16 protein-coding genes are annotated in these 15793 nt (G+C 71.1%); 7 read left to right on the plus strand and 9 right to left on the minus strand.

Annotated elements, in window-relative coordinates:
- Positions 1-53 precede the first annotated feature (53 nt).
- From AB0C38_RS41690 to AB0C38_RS41710, 5 genes are all read left to right on the plus strand, one after another.
- On the plus strand, positions 54-1454 hold the full coding sequence (locus tag AB0C38_RS41690) for an NAD(P)H-quinone dehydrogenase (RefSeq protein WP_360684260.1): 1401 nt from the start codon (positions 54-56) through the stop codon (positions 1452-1454).
- 73 nt (positions 1455-1527) lie between these two features.
- Complete coding sequence (locus AB0C38_RS41695) at positions 1528-1980, plus strand: hypothetical protein (RefSeq protein ID WP_360684263.1); 453 nt, start codon at positions 1528-1530, stop codon at positions 1978-1980.
- 222 nt (positions 1981-2202) lie between these two features.
- Positions 2203-2757, plus strand: a complete 555-nt coding sequence (locus AB0C38_RS41700) for a hypothetical protein (protein ID WP_360684266.1) — start codon at positions 2203-2205, stop codon at positions 2755-2757.
- Between the two features lie 92 nt (positions 2758-2849).
- Entirely contained in the window at positions 2850-3494 is a 645-nt protein-coding gene (locus tag AB0C38_RS41705) for a class F sortase (RefSeq protein ID WP_360684269.1), read from the plus strand.
- A 201-nt stretch (positions 3495-3695) separates the two neighbouring features.
- Entirely contained in the window at positions 3696-4499 is an 804-nt protein-coding gene (locus AB0C38_RS41710; protein WP_360684272.1) for a VOC family protein, read from the plus strand.
- Positions 4500-4540: 41 nt separating this feature from the next.
- Here the strand turns inward: AB0C38_RS41710 and glpK are convergent, their stop codons facing one another.
- A complete protein-coding gene (gene glpK, locus AB0C38_RS41715; RefSeq protein WP_360684275.1) occupies positions 4541-6055 on the minus strand; it encodes a glycerol kinase GlpK in 1515 nt (504 codons plus the stop codon).
- Positions 6056-6086: 31 nt separating this feature from the next.
- Positions 6087-6836 (minus strand): MIP/aquaporin family protein, encoded by a 750-nt coding sequence (locus AB0C38_RS41720; protein WP_360684278.1) that lies wholly within the window; start codon positions 6834-6836, stop codon positions 6087-6089.
- Between the two features lie 269 nt (positions 6837-7105).
- Between AB0C38_RS41720 and AB0C38_RS41725 the strand changes: the two genes are divergently transcribed.
- On the plus strand, positions 7106-8845 hold the full coding sequence (locus AB0C38_RS41725; RefSeq protein WP_360684281.1) for a glycerol-3-phosphate dehydrogenase/oxidase: 1740 nt from the start codon (positions 7106-7108) through the stop codon (positions 8843-8845).
- A 6-nt stretch (positions 8846-8851) separates the two neighbouring features.
- On the opposite strand, the gene AB0C38_RS41730 is transcribed toward AB0C38_RS41725, so the two are convergent.
- From AB0C38_RS41730 to AB0C38_RS41760, 7 genes are all read right to left on the minus strand, one after another.
- Complete coding sequence (locus AB0C38_RS41730; protein WP_360684284.1) at positions 8852-9382, minus strand: GNAT family N-acetyltransferase; 531 nt, start codon at positions 9380-9382, stop codon at positions 8852-8854.
- Positions 9383-9437: 55 nt separating this feature from the next.
- A complete protein-coding gene (locus AB0C38_RS41735; protein WP_360684287.1) occupies positions 9438-10463 on the minus strand; it encodes a hypothetical protein in 1026 nt (341 codons plus the stop codon).
- A 51-nt stretch (positions 10464-10514) separates the two neighbouring features.
- Positions 10515-11675: a sensor histidine kinase gene (locus AB0C38_RS41740; RefSeq protein ID WP_360684322.1), complete on the minus strand. Its 1161-nt coding sequence runs from the start codon at positions 11673-11675 to the stop codon at positions 10515-10517.
- Between the two features lie 21 nt (positions 11676-11696).
- Positions 11697-12086 (minus strand): DUF1707 domain-containing protein, encoded by a 390-nt coding sequence (locus AB0C38_RS41745; RefSeq protein WP_360684290.1) that lies wholly within the window; start codon positions 12084-12086, stop codon positions 11697-11699.
- A gap of 7 nt (positions 12087-12093) precedes the next feature.
- Positions 12094-12654: a DUF1707 domain-containing protein gene (locus AB0C38_RS41750; protein ID WP_360684293.1), complete on the minus strand. Its 561-nt coding sequence runs from the start codon at positions 12652-12654 to the stop codon at positions 12094-12096.
- A 58-nt stretch (positions 12655-12712) separates the two neighbouring features.
- Positions 12713-14506 carry an acetyl/propionyl/methylcrotonyl-CoA carboxylase subunit alpha gene (locus AB0C38_RS41755; protein ID WP_360684296.1) on the minus strand — a complete coding sequence of 598 codons (1794 nt, stop codon included), beginning with the start codon at positions 14504-14506 and terminating at the stop codon, positions 12713-12715.
- A 106-nt stretch (positions 14507-14612) separates the two neighbouring features.
- Positions 14613-14888 (minus strand): SAV_915 family protein, encoded by a 276-nt coding sequence (locus AB0C38_RS41760; RefSeq protein WP_086673790.1) that lies wholly within the window; start codon positions 14886-14888, stop codon positions 14613-14615.
- Positions 14889-15018: 130 nt separating this feature from the next.
- Between AB0C38_RS41760 and AB0C38_RS41765 the strand changes: the two genes are divergently transcribed.
- The gene (locus AB0C38_RS41765; RefSeq protein WP_360684299.1) at positions 15019-15738 is read left to right on the plus strand and encodes a hypothetical protein; all 720 of its coding nucleotides are present in this window, start codon (positions 15019-15021) and stop codon (positions 15736-15738) included.
- Positions 15739-15793: the final 55 nt, after the last annotated feature.

Consider the following 15793-nt stretch of genomic DNA (forward strand, 5'->3'; position numbering starts at 1 on the left):
CTTCGCCGCGTACGGTGAGTGCACCGCACGCACGCACTCCGAGGAGGACCCAGGTGACCAGGATCGTGATCATGGGCGGGGGCCCGGCCGGCTACGAAGCCGCGCTGGTCGCAGCCCAGCACGGGGCCGACGTCACGATCGTCGAACGGGACGGCCTGGGTGGCGCGTGCGTCCTCTACGACTGCGTTCCTTCGAAGACGTTCATCGCGAGCTCCGGCGCGCTGGCGAAGATGCACGACCTCGGCGAGCTCGGCATCAACACCGACATGGCCGACACGAGCATCGACCTCCCGACCGTCCACGGCCGGGTGAAGGGCCTCGCGCTCGCCCAGTCCGCCGACATCCGCGCCCGCGTTCAGCGCGAAGGCGTCCGCGTCGTCATCGGCGAAGCCCGCTTCTGCGACGAAGAGCCCGGCCTCGCGACCCACAAGGTCGCCGTGACCACCGCCGAGGGCACCGAGAAGCTGCCCGCCGACGTCGTCCTGATCGCCACCGGCGCCACCCCGCGCGTCCTGCCCGGCGCGGTGCCCGACGGCGAGCGCATCCTCGACTGGCGCCAGCTCTACGAGCTCGAGGAGCTGCCCGAGCACCTCGCCGTGATCGGCTCGGGCGTCACCGGCGCCGAGTTCGCGTCCGCCTACACCGAGATGGGCGTCAAGGTCACCGTCGTCTCCAGCCGCGACCGCGTCCTCCCGCACGAGGACGCCGACGCCGCCGCGGTGCTCGAAGAGGTCTTCTCGCAGCGCGGCACGACCGTCGCGAAGCAGGCGCGCGCCGACCGCGTCGAGCGCACCGAAAAGGGCGTCGAGATCTTCCTCGCCGACGGCCGCGTGATCGAAGCCAGCCACGCGCTGATGACCGTCGGGTCGGTCCCGAACACCAAGGACGTCGGCCTCGACAAGGTCGGCATCTCGCCCGGCCCCGGCGGGTTCATCACCGTCGACCGCGTTTCGCGCACCTCCGTTCCCGGGATCTACGCCGCCGGCGACTGCACCGGCGTGCTCATGCTGGCCTCGGTGGCGAGCATGCAGGGCCGCATCGCGATGTGGCACGCGCTGGGCGAGGGCGTCGCGCCGATCAAGCTCAAGACCGTCGCCGCCAACGTGTTCACCCACCCGGAGATCGCCACCGTCGGCATCAGCCAGCACGCGATCGACTCCGGCGAGGTGCCCGCGCGCACCATCATGCTGCCCCTGGCCACCAATGCGCGCGCGAAGATGGAGGGCCTCCGCCGAGGCTTCGTGAAGCTGTTCTGCCGCCCCGCCACCGGCGTGGTCGTCGGTGGAGTCGTCGTGGCGCCGCAGGCGAGCGAGCTCATCCTTCCCATCGCGCTCGCCGTCCAGAACCAGCTCACAGTGGACCACCTGGCACTGACATTTTCGGTGTACCCGTCGCTCTCGGGCTCGATCACCGAGGCCGGGCGCCAGCTCATGCGTCACGACGATCTCGACTGACGAAGCACGCAACCCCGCCGTATCCCGTCGCGTCTTGTCGGTTGTACGGCTGAAGGACGCGAAGGGTGCGAAGGTGCGCAAGACGGTGGTTTTCGTTGTGGCAGCGGTGATCGGGGCGACGGCGCTGGCGGGGCCGGCGATGGCGCAGCAGAGCGCCAGTCCCGCGCCCGCGCCGGCCAAGGGCAAGGTCCAGCTCAACGTCAACACCGCGATCAACCAGACGCTCGTGGACAAGTACGTCCGCGACGCGCCGAACGTCGCGCTGGCGAAGTGCGAAGGCGCTTCGCCGACGTTCTCGTCGCCGGCGCTGACCTTCTCCAACTACATCCCGGGCCCGTTCATGGGCGTCGACGCGAACATCAGCGCCGACGTCGCGCTCAAGCCGGGCACGCCGGCCGGGACGTACCCGCTGACCGTGACCTGCGCCGGCCAGACGTACAGCACCCAGTTCTCGGTGCCCGCGCCGCAGGTTTCGAAGGTGCCTTCCGGCGCCGCGAAAGCCGGCGACGGCAGCATGGCCGGCTGAATCCACGACCCAGGAAACCCGCCTCGAAGCCACGCTCCGGGGTGGTTTTTTCTTGCGGTTCCCGGCGGATTGTTTCGCGACACGTTCGTGACCTTCGGGCGCAACCTTCCCCAGGTAGAGACGTCTTTGGGTACATAAGCAAGCGGACGAAGCCGGTGCAGGGGGAACTGCGACCGGTGTCCGTATCTTTGCTTGTCAATCCATTCCACAGGGGAGAAAAGAATGAAGAAGACTGCCGTCGTCGCGGGTGTCGCCACGGCTTTCCTCGTCCTCGCGCCCGGCGCGGCGCTCGCAAGCACGTCGCCGACGCCCACCACCACGCCCACCACCGCCCAGCCGCCGGACGAAAACGGCCCGCAGACCCGGATCTCCCGCCAGCTGACGCTGTCGCCGGGCAAGGCCCTGCCGGGTGCGCGGGTGAACTTCGTCTTCGGGTGCTCGACCCGCCCGTACGAGAAGGTCAGCGTGCGGTCGGCGGCGCTCGTCGCCGACAGCCCCGGCTTCGCGTTCGGCACCGTCAAGGACGTCAAGCCCGGCAAATACGCCGTGACGCTGCACTGCGGCCCGGAGACCTCGACCGCGTCGCTCGAGGTGCTCGCGGCCAAGAGCCCGGCCACCAAGCAGGTCACCAAGGTGCCGGCGGGCGCGCCGCAGACCGGCGGCACGGACGGCCCGGCCGACGACTCGGGCGCGCCGCTCGCGGCCGCGGCGGCCATGGGCGTCCTCGCGCTCGGCGGCAGTGGTCTCGTGCTGGCCCGGCGGGCCCGGCGCCGCTGACCCGGCATCCGGTGCGGAGGTAGCGTCTGGGCGGCCCAACCGATCGGGCCGCCCGGACGTGTAAACCCGCAGGAAAGCACGAGGGGGAGAGCATGATCACGAGCAGACGGGGCTACCTGATCGCGCTGGTGGTGGCGCTGCTGGCCGCGCTGGTGGTGCTGGCGCTGACGCTCGGCGGCGGGACCGAACCGCCGGCCGCGCAGCCGCCACCCGCCCAGCCGGTCGCGGTGGACCCGCAGCCGACGGCCGGCGGCCAGGCCGCCGACGCCGTCGCCGCGCTGCCGAAGTCCGACCCGGTCTCGGTCGACATCCCGAAGATCGGCGCGCACTCTTCGCTCGTTCCGCTGGGGGTCAACGCGGACGACACGATCCAGGTGCCGCCGGTGACCACGCCGCTGCAGGCGGGCTGGTACACCTACGCGCCGACGCCGGGCGAGGTCGGCCCGGCCGTCGTTCTCGGGCACGTCGACGGCAACCACCAGAAGGGCATCTTCTACCGGCTCAAGGAGCTGGCCGCCGGCGACCGCGTCTCGATCGCGCGCAAGGACGGGACGACGGCACTCTTCGAAGTGACGAAGGTGCATCAGGTGCCGAAGCAGGACTTCGAGAAGGAAGGCGTGTACGACGACACGGCCGGTCCTGAGCTGCGGCTGATCACCTGCGGCGGCGTCTTCGACCGGAGCGCGCACAACTACGTCGACAACATCGTGGTCTACGCCCGCCTGGTCCGGAGCTGATTTCCGGTTTTGTCGGACCCACCGTGGCCTGCTCGGCTGGGACGACTGACCGGGGCGCCGGTCCCGGACCGCGTTCACCGCCCGTCCGCGCCCGGGCCGGTTCCGTGGTGGGGAGCCCTTCGGCCCTGGTTTTGTCGGACCCCGGTGGTTCACTGTGTCAGCCGTCACCCGAGACGGCGCCGACGAGGGTAGGGAGCCGACATGTTGTTCCGCGACGAGCCATGGCCCGAAGGGACACCCAGCTGGGTGGACCTGATGGTGCCCGACCAGGCGAAAGCGGTCGCCTTCTACGGCGGCCTGCTCGGCTGGGACGTGCAGGCGGGCGGTGAGGAGACCGGCTTCTACGGCATGGCGATGCTGCACGGGCGGCCGGTCGCCGGGATCGGCCAGACCCCACCGGGTCAGGAGATGCCCGCGGTGTGGACGACCTACCTGTCGGTGTCCGATGTGGACAAGGCGGCGTCGGCGATCACCGAAGCCGGCGGTCAGGTCGTCGTGCCGGTGATGGACGTGCTGAAGGAAGGCCGGATGGCCGTCGCGGTCGACCCGGGCGGTGCGGCCTTCGGTCTCTGGGAACCCGGCAACCACACCGGCACGCAGGTGACGGCGGCACCGGGCACGTCGGCCTGGAACGAGTGCATGAGCCGGGACTACCCGGCGGCCAAGGCGTTCTACGAGAACGTCTTCGGGTACGGCTTCGAAGACGTCTCCAGTGACGGCTTCATGTACTCGGTGCTGCTGCTGGACGGCCGTCCGGTCGGCGGGATCGGCGGCATGCCCGCCGAGGTCCCGGCGGAGGTGCCGTCGAACTGGTCGGCGTACTTCTGGGTGGCCGACGCCGACGCGAGCGCGGCCAAGGCGGTCGAGCTCGGCGGCCAGGTCCTGGGCGAGCCCTTCGACTCGCCGCACGGCAGGCAGGTGCGGCTCGTCGACGACCAGGGCGTGCCCTTCCTGGTCATCGCACCCAACGAGCAGTCCGGCAAGCCGGAGGGCTGGGACGACTGAGTGGCGGGCCGAGGGCACCGAGTGCCCCCGGCCCCGGCCGGTCAGTCCTCGTCGGAGACCCAGTCGAAGGTCTTCGTCACGGCCTTCTTCCAGTTGCGGTACTCGGATTCGCGGCGGGAGTCGTCCATCGACGGGTCCCACTGCTTGTCCTGGGCCCAGTTGGTGCGAATGTCGTCTTCGGACTTCCAGAACCCGACGGCGAGGCCGGCGGCGTACGCGGCGCCCAGCGCGGTGGTCTCGTTGACCACCGGGCGGACCACCGGCACACCGAGGATGTCGGCCTGGAACTGCATGAGCAGCTCGTTGACGACCATCCCGCCGTCGACCTTGAGCGCCTTCAGCGGGACTCCGGAGTCGGCGTTCATCGCGTCGAGCACCTCGCGCGTCTGGAAGGCCGTCGCCTCCAGGACCGCGCGGGCCAGGTGGCCCTTGTTGACGAACCGGGTGAGCCCGACGATCGCGCCGCGAGCGTCGGACCGCCAGTAAGGAGCGAACAGACCCGAGAACGCCGGGACGAAGTACGCGCCACCGTTGTCCTCGACGCTGCGCGCGTGCTCCTCGATCTCGGCCGCGGTCCCGATCATGCCGAGGTTGTCGCGCAGCCACTGCACGAGCGAACCGGTCACCGCGATGGAGCCTTCCAGCGCGTAGATCGTGTCGTTCGAGCCGATCTTGTAGCAGACCGTGGTGAGCAGCCCGTTCTGCGACATCACCTTTTCGGTGCCGGTGTTGAGCAGCATGAAGTTGCCGGTGCCGTAGGTGTTCTTGGCCTCGCCGGGCGAAAGGCAGGCCTGGCCGAACGTCGCGGCCTGCTGGTCGCCCAGGATGCCCGCGATCGGCACGCCGGCCAGCGCGCCCTTCTCGCGGACCTTGCCGTACTCCTCGGACGAGGAGCGGATCTCCGGCAGCATCGAAAGGGGGATGCCCATCTCACCGGCGATCTCGGCGTCCCACTGCAGGGTGTCGAGGTCCATCAGCATGGTGCGCGACGCGTTGGTCGGGTCGGTGACGTGCACGCCGCCGTCGGCCCCGCCGGTCATGTTCCACAGCACCCAGGTGTCCATGTTGCCGAAGATCAGGTCACCGGCTTCGGCCTTCTCGCGGGCACCGTCGACGTTGTCGAGGATCCACTTGATCTTCGGCCCGGAGAAGTACGTCGCGAGCGGCAGGCCGACCTTGTCGCGGTAGCGCTCCTGGCCGCCGCCGAGGTTGCCGAGCTCGGTGACGATCTTGTCGGTGCGGGTGTCCTGCCAGACGATCGCGTTGTACACCGGCTTGCCGGTCGTCTTGTCCCAGACCAGCGCCGTTTCGCGCTGGTTGGTGATGCCGACGGCAACGATGTCCTTCGCGGTCAGGTCGGCCTTGGCCAGCGCGCCCGCGGCGACCCGGCGCGTGTTCTCCCAGATCTCCTCGGCGTTGTGCTCGACCCAGCCGGCCTTCGGGAAGATCTGCTCGTGCTCACGCTGGTCGACCGAGACCACGCGGCCTTCGTGGTTGAAGATCATGCACCGGGTCGACGTGGTGCCCTGGTCGATCGCGGCTACGTACGAAGTCATGTGTGCTCCAGGAATTCGAAAGGTTCGGCGATCAGGTCAGGTTGTGCACGACGAGGTACAGGAGCGCGGCCAGCGCGCCACCGGCCAGCGGGCCGACGACCGGGATCCACGAGTAGCCCCAGTTGGCGTTCGCCTTGTTCTTGATCGGCAGCAGGAACGCGTACGCGATGCGCGGTCCGAGGTCACGTGCCGGGTTGATGGCGTAGCCCGTCGGCCCGCCGAGCGAGGTACCGATCACGAGCACCACGAACGAGACGCCCGCGTAGCCGAGTGCGGAGTTGCCGAAGTTCGGGGTGCCGCCGTCGCCGACGGTGACCACCGGGCTGAGCAGGATCCAGGCCACCAGGACGAAGGTGCCGATGATCTCGGTGACGAGGTTCCACGCCCGGTTCGGGATCTGCGGTGCGGTGGAGAAGATCCCGAGGGTGTTCTCGGGCTCGGGGTGGTCGTCGAACTGCAGCTTGTAGGTCGCCCAGCAGAGCACGGCGCCGATGATCGCGCCGGCCATCTGACCGATGAAGTAGAACGGGACGTCGGCCCAGGGGGTCTTGTCGGCGATGGCGAGCCCGAGGGTCACCGCCGGGTTGAGGTGCGCCCCGCTGGGCGCGGCGATGCTGGCGCCGGTGAAGACGGCGAAGGCCCAGCCGAAGTTGATGAACAGGAACCCGGCGTTGTGACCGTTGTTCTTACGGAGCACGTGGTTCGCGACCACACCGTTGCCGAGCAGGATCAGCGCGGCCGTTCCCAGTAGTTCCCAGACGATTATTGCCCCAGCACTCACCGCTGCACCTCCACACTGGACACTCTGCGCAGGGTCGATCACGGCGTGCCACGGCACCGTTGCCGACCCACGTTCGCGCGACGTTACCGGGGCGTAGAAGCGGATACCAAGCTCCGGCTAGCCGAAACTTTCACCGATCAGGCGGATTGGTGAACCAGCGGCACAGCAAGATCGCGGAGGGTTACGCCACAAGTGTCATCCGTGGACGGGCGGAGGATCACCAGGTCGTGCGATGCTGGAACCCTCGCCAGCACGAGGAGGAGTGTCACGTGGCCAGTGCGCAGCACGCAGCGGAGACGAACCCGGCTCGACTGGGCCCGGCCAAGCGGGAACAGACCTGGCAGCGGCTGGGCAGCGAGACCTTCGACGTCGTCATCATCGGCGGCGGCGTGGTCGGCGCGGGTACGGCGCTGGACGCCGCGACGCGCGGGCTGCGGGTCGCGCTCGTCGAAGCCCGCGACCTCGCTTCGGGGACGTCGAGCCGGTCGAGCAAGCTCTTCCACGGCGGCCTGCGGTACCTGGAACAGCTCGAGTTCGGCCTGGTCCGGGAAGCGCTGCGCGAACGTGAGCTGATGCTGACGACCCTCGCGCCGCACCTGGTCAAGCCGGTCAGCTTCCTCTACCCGCTGACGCGCCGCGTGTGGGAACGGCCGTACACCGCCGCCGGCCTGCTGATGTACGACACGATGGGCGGCGCCCGCAGCGTCCCGGGCCAGAAGCACCTCACCCGCGCGGGCGCGCTGCGGATGGTGCCGGCGCTCAAGCGGTCCGCGCTGATCGGCGGGATCCGCTACTACGACGCGCAGTCCGACGACGCCCGCCACACGATGACGGTGGCGCGGACGGCGGCGCACTACGGCGCGGTCGTGCGGACGTCGACCCAGGTCGTCGGGTTCCTGCGCGAGGCCGACCGCGTGTCCGGCGTGCGCGTGCGCGACGTCGAGGACGGCCGCGAGACGGAGATCTCGGCGGCCGCGGTGATCAACTGCACCGGCGTGTGGACCGACGAGCTGCAACGGCTCTCCGGCGGCCGCGGGCGGTTCCGCGTGCGCGCCAGCAAGGGCGTGCACATCGTCGTGCCGCGCGACCGGATCGTCTCGGAGTCGGGGATGATCCTGCGCACCGAGAAGTCGGTGCTGTTCGTGATCCCGTGGCGCAACCACTGGATCGTGGGGACGACGGACACGGACTGGAACCTGGACCTCGCGCACCCGGCGGCGACGAAGCACGACATCGACTACCTGCTGGAGCACGTCAACAGCGTCCTGGCGACGCCGCTGACGCACGACGACATCGAAGGCGTGTACGCGGGGCTTCGCCCGTTGCTGGCGGGGGAGAGCGAAGAGACGTCGAAGCTTTCGCGCGAGCACGCGGTGGCGCGGGTGGCGCCGGGCCTGGTCGCGATCGCGGGCGGCAAGTACACGACCTACCGGGTGATGGCGGCGGACGCCGTCGACGCCGCGGCGGTCGACCTGCCGGGCCGCTCGCAGCCGTCGATCACGGACAAGGTCCCGCTGATCGGCGCGGACGGCTACCACGCGCTGGTCAACCAGGCCGACCACCTGGCCGCGGAGCACGGCCTGCACCCCTACCGGGTGAGGCACCTGCTGGACCGCTACGGCTCGCTGGTGCACGAGGTGCTGGCGCTCGCCGAGGGCCGCCCGGAGCTGCTCAAGCCGATCGAGCACGCGCCGGACTACCTCGGCGTCGAGGTGGTGTACGCGGCTTCGCACGAGGGGGCGCTGCACCTGGAGGACGTCCTGGCCCGCCGGACGCGCATCTCGATCGAGTACGCCCACCGCGGGGTGGACTGCGCCGAGCAGGTGGCGGCGCTGGTCGGCGAGGTCCTCGGCTGGTCGCCCGAAACGGTGAAGCGCGAGATCGAGGTCTACAACGCCCGGGTGGAGGCGGAGCGCGAGTCCCAGTCCCAGCCGAGCGACGAAGCGGCGGACGCCCTGCGGTCGGCGGCCCCGGAGGCCCGGGCGGGCATCACGGAGCCGGTGAGCTGAGGAGCGTCAGGAGGTCCGGTGCCAGCGGATCAGGCGCTCGCCGGTCGGCGCCCGGTCCGCTTCCGGGCCGACCAGGGTGAACCCGCAGCGTTCCGCCACGATCGCCGACGCCTCGTTGCTCTCCTCGTAGCGGTAGCTCACCTCGGTCAGCTCGAGGCCGCCGAAGCCGAAGCGCAAGGCCGCGTTCAACGCCGTCGTCGCGATGCCCTTGCCGCGCTCGGTCGGGTGGACCCAGACCGTCGCCTCCGCGTACGCGACGTCGAGATTCAGTTCGCGTAGGCCCACCTCGCCCAGCAACCTGCCCGACGTCGGTTCCGCGATCGCCCACGAGCAGCGCTCGTCGCCCGCCCACTGGGCCGCGCGCAGCGCCACGTACTCCGTGGCCTCGTCGAGGGTGCGCAGGCGGTAGTTCAGCACGTACTTGCGGTGCGTCGGATCGGCGAACGCCTCCATGAGCAGCGGCCGGTCGTCCAGATGCCGGTCGGCGCGCAGCTGGCGCAGGTAGTAGGTGCCCGCGTTGATCTCCACCGCTTCCACTCCGCCCAGCCTAGCCAGGCCGGGAGCACGCCGCTCCCGGCCCGGCCGTCAAGGCTCAGCGGAGCGAGTAACGCCACACGACCGGGCGGCCGCCGTACGTCGACGGATCCCGGTCGGACACCACGCCCGCGATCGTCCCGTCGTCACCCACCGTCTTCGCGTAGCCGGCGGTGAACCCGGCGAGGGGCAGCGAGCCCATCGCACGCCCGTTCAGCCACACCGACAGGGGACCCAGCGGGCCGGTCGGATCGGGCCTGGTGCCGTAACCGACGATCAGGCCGTACCGGTTGATCCCGAACGTCGTGCTCGAGGACGGCAGGACGCCCGGCTGCCCGGGGGAACGCCACCACACGCCTTCGCCGCTGAGCCAGTCGGATGCCCCGTAGCTCCCGGTGACCTGGCCGTTCCGGATGCCGGCAGCGTTGAGGTACGCCGCCCCCGGCGGGGCCGTGAGCTGCTCGAACACGCCGTCACGCCAGATGAACGAGTTCGGGAACGAGTTCACCAGGAGCGCGCCGTCGTCATCGAGGTCCGCGGCGTACATGAAGGGCAGCCCGGTGATCAGCACCGGGTGCGCACGGTCTTCGGCGCGCCAGAGCAGCACCGCCCTCGCGCCACCGTTGTTCGGCTGTGCGTCGGCGACGACGTCGCCGCGTTCGTTCAGCGCCACCGCCCGCAAGCTCGCCCAGTCGCCCGGCGCCAGCAGCATCTCGTACTCGCCGTGGTCGAGCAGGAAGGGCTGCGTCCGAGTCCCGAACATGTCGATGGCTTGGCCGAGGACCGTCCCGTCGGAGTTCTCGTCCACGACTTCGCCGGACGGGTAGTCCCCGGGCGCCGGGTGGAGGGTGGGCTGGCCCTTCGACCAGGTCACGACGTGGGAAGTCCCGTCCAGCCAGAGGTTCCCGGCGTACCCGCCGTGGCTGTCGGTGCCGCGGACCCACCCGGTCGCGTCGGAGTAGCCGGGGGGCAAGGCCAGCGGGTCGGCTTCCCAGTGGCCGATGGCGGCCTGCGCGGGCTGCGCGAGTGTGGTGGCGAGCAGTGCCCCCGCGGCGACGGCGAGTGCTCTGGTTCTGAGTTTCATGCGTTCCTCCCCTTTTCGACGTCACCAGCACGCGTGACCCTGGGGAGGGGTTTAGGCCGGGATCGCCGGGACCTGGGCGTTCACCGCGGTGCCGCCGCCGGGCGAGCTCTCGATCGAGAGCGTCCCCGCCACCCGCCGGACGCGTTGGCGCATCGCCTCCAGGCCGAACCCGGTGCCCTCGCCCCGGTCGCCGGGGCGGAAGCCGACGCCGTCGTCGACGACGTCGAGCAGCACCAGGTCGTCCGAATAGGACAGGGTCACCGCGATCCGCGACGCCTTCGCGTGCTTTTCCGCGTTCGCCAGCGCCTCTTGGGCGACGCGGTAGAGCGTCTCCTCCAGGTCGGGCAGCAGGGGGCGCGCGTCTCCGGTCGTCTCCGTCCGAACCGCGACCCCGGACGTCCCGGCGACCCGCCGGGCCAGCCGGGAAAGCGCTTCCGGGAGCTGGGCCGAGACCAGTGGTTCCGGCCGCAGCGCCTGCACCGCGCGACGCGCTTCGCCGAGACTCTCCCGGGCAAGCACCCGGACCTGCTCCAACCGCCGTTCCCGGTCCGGGCCGTCCGCCGCCTGCAGCTGCGTGACGATCCCGGTCAGGCCCTGGGCGAGGGTGTCGTGGATTTCGCGGGCCATCCGCTGCCGTTCGTCGAGCACGCCGGCTTCCCGGGCGCGGCCGACGAGCTGCGCGTGCAGGTCCGCGTTCTCCTGGAGCGCGGCTTCCAGCCGGACGGTCGCCTTCCGCCGCTGCTCGCTCTCCGCGCCGACGAACCACGCGGCGTACAGCAGCGGGCCGGCCATCGACAGGACCAGCACCCAGGTCGGGCTGCGCGAGTCCGGGTCGGCGGCCAGCAGCGGCAGCGTCGCCGTCGCGGCCACCGCGAAGAACCCCCATCGCGCCGGGAAGAGCACGAAGGCGAGCGGGTAGCCGAAGGACGCAAAGCCCATGAACGTGTCGTTGCGCGCCACCAGCACCGTCGCGACCGCGAGCACCCCGGCGTAGTAGCCCGCGACCAGCCACGGGTGCGTCCGCCGGTGCGGGAACAGCGGGATCAGCAGCGGCACCCACACCGCCGCGACCACGACGAGGACCCAGGTGGCGCCCGGGAGTCCGGGGCCCCAGATCGTGCACGCGGCGAGCCCGGCCAGGCCGACGCCGGTGAAGATCGGCCCCGCCACCCGCTCGCCTCGGACGTCCAGCACGCCCGGAACCACGCCCATCACGGGGTGATTCTCGCAGGCTCAGCGCCGACGGCGGGCCCCGGCGAGCATCGCGACCACCAGTGGCAGCGCGATCGAGATGATCAGCAGCCGGCCGCGGGACAGGATGAGCACCACGACCGCGAGGGCGATCGCGATCGGGACCGCGCTGCGGGTCAGGAAAAGCGAGAGCCCGCCGCCGCCGGACATGACCGGCACCTGCGGCGCGGCGGCCCCGTTGAGCAGCGCGCTCGGCCGCGGCGAAGGCAGGTCGTCGAACAGCGGCACGAGCTCGCTGACCCGCTTGGCCGCGGTGACCTTCGCCGAGCGGGTGCCGAACTCGTCGATGTCGAGACGTCCGGAGCGGACGTGCTCTTCGAGGACGTCCAGGGCGTCCTGGCGTTCGGCGTCACTCAACCGGATGTCGCTCACGGCGGGATCAGCGGTCCAGGCCACGCCGGTGGTCGCGGAAGGAGTCGCGCAGCTCGCGCCGGCGCTCCCGGTCGCGCAGGTGCCGGTCGTGGCGGTCGCTGTGGTCGTGGTGGGGGTGGTGGTTGTGGTGCCCGGCGTGGCCCCACATCGACCGGCCGAAGATGCTCAGCCCGATCGGGACGAGGATCAGCGTGCCGTGCACGACGCCGGTGGCGATCAGCGCGATCACCGCGATCCAGACCAGCGGGACGAACGCGGCGACGAACCGCTGCGGGCCGGTCCAGCCCTCCGGCGAATTCGGGTGCCGCGGCGCGGGCTGGGCTTCCTGCGCCGGCGCGGAGGCCGCGACGGCCTGCGGCGCGTCGTCGTAGCGGGGGTGCGGCGCGGGCAGGTCCGCGAAGATGTCGACGAGCTCACCGCGCGTCTTCGCCGCGGTGATCCGCGCCGAGCGCTCGCCGTACTCATCGATGTCGATCCGCCCCGCGCTCATGTGCTCACCGAGCGCGGACAGCGCGGACTCGCGGTTCTGGTCGCTGATCCGCAGCTGCGGAGACGGGACTTCGGTCACCTTGTCGATGGTAGGCCGCCTCGGGGGCGGCCCACCACGACATCTGTAACGAACTGTCCTACTTGATCTCGAGAAGCTGCGTGCCCTGCGTCACGGCGGCGCCGACCTCGACCGAAAGGCCGGTGACGGTGCCCGCTTTGTGCGCGGTGACCGGGTTCTCCATCTTCATCGCCTCGAGGACGACGATCAGCTCACCGGCTTCGACCGTTTGGCCCTCTTCGACGGCGACCTTGACGATGGTGCCCTGCATCGGCGCGGTGACGGCGTCGCCGCTCACGGCGGCCTTGCCACCGCCGGCGCGCTTGCGCGGCTTGGCCTTGACGGCGGTGCCGCCACCGCCGCCGCCTTCGAGCGCGAACCCGCCGGGCAGCGACACTTCGAGACGACGCCCGCCGACCTCGACGACGACGTTCTGCCGCGGCTCTTCTTCGGCGGCCTCGACGTCCGGCGCCACGAACGGCTCGATCTGGTTGTCGAACTCCGTCTCGATCCAGCGCGTGTGCACGCTGAAGCCGTTCTCGTCGCCGATGAACGCGGGGTCGTCGACGATCACGCGGTCGAACGGCAGCACCGTCGCCATGCCCTCGACGACCATCTCGGCCAGGGCGCGGCGGCTGCGTTCGAGGGCGTTGTTGCGGTCCGAACCGGTGACGATCAGCTTCGCCAGCATCGAGTCGAACTGCCCGCCGATCACGCTGCCGGACTCGACACCGGAGTCGACGCGCACGCCCGGCCCGCTCGGCGCGACGAACTTCGTCACCGTGCCCGGCGCGGGCAGGAAGCCGCGGCCGGCGTCCTCGCCGTTGATGCGGAACTCGATCGAGTGGCCGCGGGGTTCGGGGTCTTCGGTGATCCGCAGCTTCTCGCCGCGCGCGATGCGGAACATCTCGCGGACGAGGTCCAGGCCGGTGGTCTCCTCGGAGACCGGGTGCTCGACCTGCAGCCGCGTGTTGACCTCGAGGAAGGAGATGGTGCCGTCGGTGGCGACGAGGTATTCGACCGTGCCGGCGCCGTAGTACCCGGCTTCCTTGCAGATCGCCTTCGCCGACTCGTGGATGCGCTTGCGCTGCTCGTCGGACAGGAAGGGCGCGGGCGCCTCCTCGACGAGCTTCTGGTGCCGGCGCTGCAGCGAGCAGTCGCGGGTGCCGACGACGATCGCGGTGCCGTGCTGGTCGGCCAGCACCTGCGCCTCGACGTGCCGCGGCTTGTCCAGGTAGCGCTCGACGAAGCACTCGCCGCGACCGAACGCGGCCACCGCTTCGCGCGTCGCCGACTCGAACAGCTCAGGGATCTCTTCGCGGGTGCGCGCGACCTTCAGGCCGCGGCCGCCGCCGCCGAACGCGGCCTTGATGGCCACCGGCAGGCCGTACTCGTCGGCGAACGCGACGATCTCGTCGGCGTCCTTGGCCGGCTCCTTCGTGCCCGGCACCAGCGGCGCGCCCGCGCGCAGGGCGATGTGGCGCGCGGTGACCTTGTCGCCGAGGTCGCGGATGGCCTGCGGGCTCGGCCCGATCCAGGTCAGCCCGGCGTCGAGGACGGCCTGGGCGAAGTCCGCGTTCTCGGAGAGGAAGCCGTAGCCCGGGTGCACCGAGTCGGCGCCCGAGCGCTTGGCGGCGTCGAGCAGCTTGTCGGAGTTCAGGTAGCTCTCGGCCGCCGTGGTGCCGCCGAGCGCGAAGGCTTCGTCGGCCAGGCGCACGTGCGGTGCGTCGCGATCCGGATCGGCGTACACCGCCACGCTGGTCAAGCCAGCGTCCTTGGCGGCTCTGATCACGCGTACCGCGATCTCGCCCCGGTTGGCGACCAGGATCTTGGTCACCGGTCCACCGGTGGATTCGCCGACCTGCTCGGCCACCCCGCACCTCCTGCGTCCCGACAGCTGCATTGCTGACCGCCTTCGCGGTACGGGGGAGTCTACGGACCTGTCGTCGGGAGTCTCTGGAGTGAGAGCTGAACCACGCTCAGACGTGGTGGCGCAGCTCCTGGGGCAGCGGCGAGTCCAGCACGATGACGTCGTACGGGTTCGCCGCGTGGACCTTCGGCAGGTGCTCGGTGTTCACCAGCACCCACGGCTGGTGCTCGCCGCAGCAGTCGATCAGCCGGTCGAGCGCGGTGAACGCGACCAGGGCGGTGCGGCCGTCCGGCGTGCGGCGCAGCTCGATCGACGCGCCTTCGGTCTCGGCGCTGGCCGGCCCGGTCGGCAGGTAGAGGGCGGGGGGAAGGTTCGGGTTCGTCACCCGGACAACATAGACGGACACGTTCCGCTACCCCGGGTTGCCTCCGCCGGGTGCACGGCCGGGGGATTTCAGCCACACCCCGCCGGGCCGCTGCCCACACACAGTCGCGACGCGGCTTACGCTCTGTCTCATGCGGACTTCGGCGGCGCGGACGCCCCGGTCGGCGCTGCTCACCGCGGTGCTGGCCGCGGTGATTGCCGTCGGCGCGATCGCCGCGGTGTTCCTGCTCCGGCCTCGGCCGGAGCAGCCCGCCGGCGCGGCCGAGCCCGCGGCCGCCCCGGTGACCCCGGTGGTGACCTGCGGCGGCGGCCCGTGCCGCCAGGTCGCGGCGATGACGGTCGGCGGGACGCCGGTGGTGCTGCTGACCGACGCGGCGGGCAGTTCGGCGCGGGTGCAGGTCGGGCCGGAGCCGGGCACGGTGTTCGAGCTGTCGATCGCCCAGCTGGGCGTGCGGCTGGACCAGAACTCGCTGCGCTGCATCGACGGCGCGGCACCCACGTGCCTGGTCCGCGGCGACGTCGGCGACCAGGGCAAGGCGGGGTACGGCGAACTGCTCGTCGCGAGCGGGGGAGTGTGGCGCGCGCCGGGCAAGCCGTACTTCGCGGACGCGGGGACGCTGTCGCTCTACGACGTCACGGCCGACGGCCGCCCGGACGTGATCGTGGTCCGCCACGACTGCCGGGGAGCGGAGCCGGGCACGGCCCAGTGCGACGTGGCGCCGGTGCTCGGCCAGGTGTACGACCTGACGGGCAAGACGCTGGGCTGCACGCGCCGGTACACGGCGCCGTCGGACCTGCGCGGCTGGCCGGACATCCGCCTGACCCGTGCCGACCTGCGCGCCTGCCCCTGAAACGCCGTGAAGGGCACCTTCAGGAGCCGCCCTGGGCCTGCAAAGACCCGTCGGA

The organism is Amycolatopsis sp. NPDC048633, from assembly GCF_040650695.1.
Classification (GTDB): domain Bacteria; phylum Actinomycetota; class Actinomycetes; order Mycobacteriales; family Pseudonocardiaceae; genus Amycolatopsis.